The sequence below is a fragment of the Meiothermus luteus genome (genome assembly GCF_003574085.1).
GTDB classification, from domain to species: Bacteria; Deinococcota; Deinococci; order Deinococcales; family Thermaceae; genus Meiothermus; species Meiothermus luteus.
In genome coordinates, this window is record NZ_QWKZ01000127.1 from 1 (window position 1) to 6223 (window position 6223).

Sequence of the window (6223 nt, forward strand, 5' to 3'; positions counted from 1 at the left end):
GGGGGTGCCTGGGAGGGGGTGGAGGAGTGCGAAACCCACCAGGCCCCAAGGGCCAGCAGAAGGGCCAGCGGAAGCAGCCAGAACCACCCGAAGGTTCGCGGAGGGGGAGAAGGGGTTCCGGTCGGCTCAGCGGGTGCGCTGCTGGGGTAGAGGGCCAGTAGGGGGGCCGGCTCGAGCCCCAGGAGCTGGGCGTAGCGCTTTAGGTAGCCTCGAGCCAAAGCGGGCTCCGGCAGCTCATCAAAGCGGCACTCCTCCAGGGCCTCCAGCACCGCCCGGCGTACCCTAAGTGCCTCGGCCGCTTCCGCAAGCTCCAGTCCCTTGCTTTCCCGGGCCTCCTTTAGCCGCCTGCCCAGCTCGCACATTTCCCCCATTCTACGCCACTGGCTGAGAGCGGCCTCAGAGTTAACGCCTTGAGGGCCCTCCACCTTGGCTCAAGGCCCGGGCAATCTCCGCCGCCAGGCGGGCATTCTCCTGCAGGAGCCGGAGGTTGGCGGCGTCGGTCTGGCCTCCGCTCAGCTCGGAAATCCGCCGCAGGAGGAAGGGGGTCAGGGCCCTGCTGGTTATCCCGGTCCGGGCAGCCTCCTGGGTGGCCTGTTCCACCCAGCGCTGGACCTGCTCAAAGGGCAGGCCTTGGGAGATGGGGTTGAGCACCAAGGTAGCCCCCGGAAGCCCCAGCCCTCGGGCCGCCTGGAAGGCTTGGGCGGCCTCCTCGGGGGTTTCCACGCGAGCGGGCAGGGGGTAGGGGCTTTTGGGGCTGTGGAAGGCGGGCAGGTGGTCCGTGCGATAACCGAGCAGGGCCACCCCAAAGGTCTCCAACCGCTCCAGGGTGGCCGCCAGGTTGAGGATGCTTTTGGGGCCGGCTGAGACCACCAGAATGGGGGTGCGGGAGAGCTCGAGTAGGTCCGCCGACTCGTCGTAGGGGTGGGGGTGTACCCCCCCGATGCCCCCGGTGGCGAAGACCGATATACCCGCCTTATGGGCCAAAAAGGCTGTGGCAGCCACGGTGGTTCCGGCCCACTTCCCTTGGGCAAGAAGGGCCCCTAGGTTCCACAGACTGGCCTTTTCAGCACCCTCGTCTTTGGCGAGGGCCTCTAGCTCTTCCGGCTCCAGCCCCACCGCCACCTGGCCTTTGACCACGGCGATGGTGGCGGGGACCGCTCCAGCCTCCCGGACAATGGCCTCGAGGGTCTGGGCCAGCTCCAGGTTGGTGGGGCGGGGCAGCCCATGGGTGATGACGGTGGACTCTAGGGCCACCACCGGCTTTCGGCTTTGTAGGGCCTTGGCTACCTCAGGGTGTAGACGCATGGTTCCCAGAATACGTGGGGGCGGGGGGATTTGTCTTCTTCCCTCCTCCTAGGCGCTTTGATTGGCTTTTCATGGGGGTTTTCCTAGATTTTGCTCAGATTTTTGCTCTAGACTGAAGAGCGTGTGGTTTTTGCGCTGGGTGCCGCTGTTTTTGCTCCTCCTGCTGGTGGGGCTCCCAGCGTTTCCACCCCTCATCACCTACGCCCTTCAAGAGGGCCTCAAAGCGGCGGGCTTCCAGGCCACCTGGCGCGCTGCGGGGGGGTACCTGCTCGCGGGCTTTGAGCTGAGGGAGGTTCGGTTGGAGGGCAAGGGCCTCAGGCTCGAGGTCGGCCGTCTGCAGCTGGGCTACAACCTGCTTGGCCTGAGACGAAAAGAGCTGCCTTTGCGCATCTGGGCCGAGGAGGGGGACCTGCACCTTTCTTGGGAGGCCCTCCTCCCCCAGGAGGCTGGGCCCGCTCCCTCACCCTTTTTCAGGCTGCGGATAGACGAACTGGTCCTCAACCGGGTAAGCGTGTGGCTGGAAGAGGGAAAAGAGCTTCCCTTGCCTCCCCTGCGGGCGGTCGTGCGGGGCTCGGGGCCATACCAGGTGGCCCTGACCCTCCCGGAGGGGCGCTTGGCGGCCACGGTTTACCGCACCGGGCGAGAGCTGGAGGCCTGGCGGATCGAAGCCCGGGGCGACCTGCGGGCTGTGCGGTACTGGTTTAGCGGCCTGGAGTCGGGGGAGGTAGAGGGAAGCTGGGTGGTGGGCCCCCAGGTAAAAAACGGTGTTCTGGGGAAGAATCGGATCAAGAACGCCACCGTCCGCCTGGTGGGCTTTACCCTGAGCCAGATTTATGGCGAGGCCGATTTTGACGGGCAGGTGGTGACGGCCAACCTGGTGGGCCGGGGCCTTGACGGGCCCCTGCGGGGTTCGGCCACGGTGGACCTGCCCCGCCAGGAGTACCGCTTCCGAGTGGAGGGTCGGCCCACCCTTCCCGCCCTGGCCCGGCACTTTGGCCTGAGGCTGCCTGTGGAGGGAGGTGGGCCTCTGGTGCTGGAGGGGTGGGGCTGGCAGAAGTTGGTGCTCAATGGTCGCTACAGCGGGGAGGGTCGTCTTTTGGGCGAACCCCTGACCTACGAGGGAACCCTGGCCTTTGACCAGAGTTTTCGTTTGGACGCTGTGGTGGATGGGGCCCTGTTTGACCGCACCTTCCAAGCCCGGGTGGCCCTACGGGACAACGACGCCTACACCGTGACCCTGCAGGACGCCTACCGGAGCAACCTGCGCCTTTGGGGCAAGGGGGCCCGGCTGGAGGGTCAGGGGGTCTTGGTCTGGCCCCGCCCTCTTCTGGGCGAGGCCGGGCTGCGCTTCTCGGCCCAGGGAGGGCGCTGGACCCTTTCGGTGGACTCGGAGGGGGTGGGCCTGCCCCTGGCCCGGCCGTTTAGCCTCTCGGGGCGGTTGGAGGGGGAGGGCCCTCGGGTTGGTGGGCGGTTGGGGGTGCTCGAGCTGCGAGGTTCCTGGGACGACCTGGACCTGCAGCTGGGTGGCCTCGAGCTCCTCGTGGGTCGCCTGAGCGGTTCGGGCCGCCTCAGGGCGGGCCGGCTCAGCGCTGACTTGGACTACGACTCCCCCTACACCCGCTTTCCCATCGCCCTGCAGCAAGAGGGCTCGGCTTGGCGGATTTCCAACCGGTACGCGGAAGGGGCCTACGCCGGGGGGGTTTTCAGCCTGCGGGTGCGGGAGCTGCCCATTGTGGCCCTGGAGGCCTTTCGGCTCTCTGCCGACCTGCGCTATGGCGGCGGCCGGCTTTCCGGGAGCTGGGGCCTTAGCAGCGAGCGGGTGCAGGTGGAGGGCGAGTTCTTTGACCTAGCCACCCGTTACCGAGGGGTGGTGCAGACCCCCCTGCGCCCGCTCAGGCTGGAGGGCAGCGCGGATGCGCGGGGCTTGCAGGCCCGGCTCGAGACCCTGCGCGTTCGCGCCGATGGGCAGGGTCTCCAGGTTGAAGGGCCCCTCCAGCTTACCCCCCAGATACGCCTCGAAGCCGGCCTGGGCCTGGGGGCGAGGGGCTACACGGGGGAGGTGCGCTTTGACTCGCCCTGGCTCGAGGGGAGGCTGGAGGGCCGAGGCGAGGAGCTTTGGTTAAGCACAGGGGGCTATGCCCAGCTTTCGGGCCCGCTTTGGCCCACCCCCAACCTCACCGGGCGGCTTACCCTACCCTCGGTGGGTGGCGTGAGGGTGGAGGAGGTTCCCCTTTGGGTGAGCCGCAGCGAGCTGCGCTGGCCACAAGGACGGGTCCTATTTCGGCCAGGGCTACCCTTTGAAGGCACGCTTTCCTTGCGCGTAGGCGGGCAGCCCGCCCACCTATGGGGCCGGGGGAACCTCGAGGGGGGCCGGCTGGAGCTCACCACCCCTTACGGCCGGCTCGAGGGTGAGGGGAGCTGGAAGCACCTCGGGCTGCAGGGCCGCCTGGCCTACGCGGGGTACCAGGGGGAGTTGTGGGGCCAGCTTGACCTCTTCCGCTTGGCCTACCAAGGGCGCTTGCGGGTTCCAAGGCTGGAGGGCGAGCTGGAGTTCCGCGGTCAAGGGGCCAGCCTGACCTACGCTGCCCAGCTCCAAAACGGCCGCCTACGGGTGGCGGGGAATTACCGGCCGGCCCCAGAGCCGCTTGAGGGGCTGCGGCTCCGCTTGGTCGCCGCAGACTACAGCCTGGAGCCTTGGGGCCTCCCAGGGCGCTTGCGGGGAAGCTGGTCGGAGCGGGGTGGGCAGTTGACCCTGGATACCCCTTACGGCCAGGCCCGGTTCAGCGGCGCCCGCTTGCTGGGACCGGTGCGCGCCCAACTGGAGAGCCCCTACGCCCGGTTGCAGGGCTGGGCTAGCCTGAAGAGCCTAGACCTGCGGGGTAGCCTCCAGCTGCCCTACCTACGGGGTACGCTGGTGGTCTATGGCCCTTGGGAAAACCTGGCCGCCCAGGGGCAGGGCACCTATCGGCTGCCCTACCTGGAGTCCCTGTCCTGGCACTTTGAGGCTGATGTGCTGGAGCAGACTTGGCGTCTGGAGGGGCCTTTGGCCCTTTCGGGGCGCGGGCTGGCCTATCGGGGACGGGTGAACTGGCCCTACCGCTGGCAGGGGCGCAGCGGGGTGGTGGAGGGGGAGCTTGTGGGGGAGGCCTTGGAGCTGCGGGGTGAGCTGCGCACCACCTACGCTGACCTGCCCCTGCAGGCCCGGCTGGAAGCCCACGGGCCAGACCTGAGCCGGCTGCGGGCTACTCTGAGCCTGCCCGAGGGGCGGGTGGAGGTGGAGGGGCTTAGGGCCTACCTTGACCTGGAGACAAGGCCCCTGGCCCAGGTGTTCGCTGCTGATCTGCAAGGGCGGCTGCGGGGCTGGCTGGACCTGGAGGGCCGGGGTGAGCTGGAGGGGCGTTTGCGGGCCTATGGCCAGGAGGTTCAGGTGGACTACAAAGACCACTCCCTCTCGGCTTTTTTGCCCCAGCACCAGGCCGGGGTGGTGGTGGAGCTCGAGCCCGGCCGGCCGGTCTACCTATTGGGTACGGGTAACCTGGAGGGGGGGCTCACCCTGGGGGAGCGGCTAGAAGGCCGGTTGGCCTACAGGGGGCCGGGCTTAGAGGCGGAGGCCCAGCTCGGGGGGACCCGGCAGCGCCCGCAGGTTGGGCTGGAGCTCCACACCCTTTGGGCCAGCCTGCGCGCGAACGGGGTCTATGCCCTTTCCCAGCGGCGGGGCCAGGCCGAGCTGGAGCTGGAGGGGCCCTATGCCCAGGCCCGCCTCTCCTTGTACAGCCTGGGCAGCCGGTACCAGGCCAGCGGGCGGCTGGCGAGCCTGCGCTACCTCGAGCAAAGCGGCCCCTTGCGGGTTTTTGGAGAGGGAGCGGACTGGACGGCGGTCTGGGAGGCCCCCCTGCGGCTGGAGGCCGAAGGGCAGGGGGCCACGCTGAAGCGGGCAGGGCTTTCTGGGCAGGGCCAGGTGGAGACGTTGGGCCGCCGGTTTGCCCTGGCGGGCCGGATGACCCTCCTGGAGGGTTCCTTGGAGGGGCGAGTGCGGCTTCGGGGGGAACAGGTGGACCTGGTCCTGTTGGGGCAGGGAGCCCGGGTTGTGGCCCAGGGGCGTGCCTACGGGGCTTCTGTGGAGGTTTTTGCTGGTCTGGACGGCGCGCTTGGGGGCGGTCTGGCCTACCGGCAGGGCCTGGGGATGGCCGTCCTCGAGCTTCAGGCGGGGCTTAGCGGAAGCCTAAGCCGTCCCGAGCTGAAGGGCCAGGGGAAGCTTGCCGGCCGAGGCGCCGAGGTCGCCCTTAGGTTCGGCTATCAGGGGGAGTTCTGGGCGGAGGCCCAAGGGGCCGGGCTCTCCGCCCGTTTCGAGAACCGCCACCTCCGGGTGGCCCTTGACGGCAGTCTGGAACCTTTTTTGGGACTGCCTCTCCACCTGGTGGCCCAGGGGGAGGGGCCTTGGGAGGCGCTCGAGCTGCCCCTGCGGCTCACCGGCCCCAACCTTTTGGCCGAGGGAAGCCTCCGGCCGGCCCGGCTGGAGGCCCGGTTGTCCGGGCGCTACGAGCGGCAGCGGTTTGAAGCCTTCTACGACGGACAGGTGCGGCTGCGGCTCGAGGGGCCCTACGCCACCGGCCTGGTGCGCTGGGCGGCGGAGGCACCCAGCGGTTTGGTCAGCCTGGATCTCCCGGTGCTGGGGGGGCGCTGGACGGGCCGGGCCAATCTGGAAGAGGGGCAGGTGTGGTTGGAGGGCCGCGAGGGCTGGCAGGGCCGCCTCCAGCTCCGGCTCCGCGAGGGCTGGTCCCAGCCGGGCCGCTGGGTTTTGGAGGCTCAGGCCCGGGGGCCTTGGTCGGGCCCGGCCGCTTTGGCCCTGGAGGGCCGGTTTGAGCTGGACGCCGCGCCCCTGGCTCTGCGGGGCAGGGGCGTGGTGTGGATGCCGGAG

2 protein-coding genes and 1 pseudogene are annotated in these 6223 nt (G+C 69.2%); 1 reads left to right on the forward strand and 2 read right to left on the reverse strand.

The genetic code is table 11. The features are described 5' to 3' along the window. On the reverse strand, positions 1–362 hold a 362-nt coding region (locus Mlute_RS13620), incomplete at its 3' end, for a helix-turn-helix domain-containing protein (protein WP_147371107.1). Positions 363–402: 40 nt separating this feature from the next. Beyond that, positions 403–1305, reverse strand: a complete 903-nt coding sequence (locus Mlute_RS13625; protein WP_119361134.1) for a pseudouridine-5'-phosphate glycosidase — start codon at positions 1303–1305, stop codon at positions 403–405. A 121-nt stretch (positions 1306–1426) separates the two neighbouring features. Between Mlute_RS13625 and Mlute_RS13630 the strand changes: the two are divergent. Continuing rightward, positions 1427–6223 (forward strand): annotated as a pseudogene (locus tag Mlute_RS13630) (translocation/assembly module TamB domain-containing protein); the annotation flags it as partial.

Bases quoted from the DNA above. Each gene is read 5' to 3' on its own strand.
- Mlute_RS13625 (WP_119361134.1), bottom strand. From the start codon at position 1,305: ATGCGTCTACACCCTGAGGTAGCCAAGGCCCTACAAAGCCGAAAGCCG.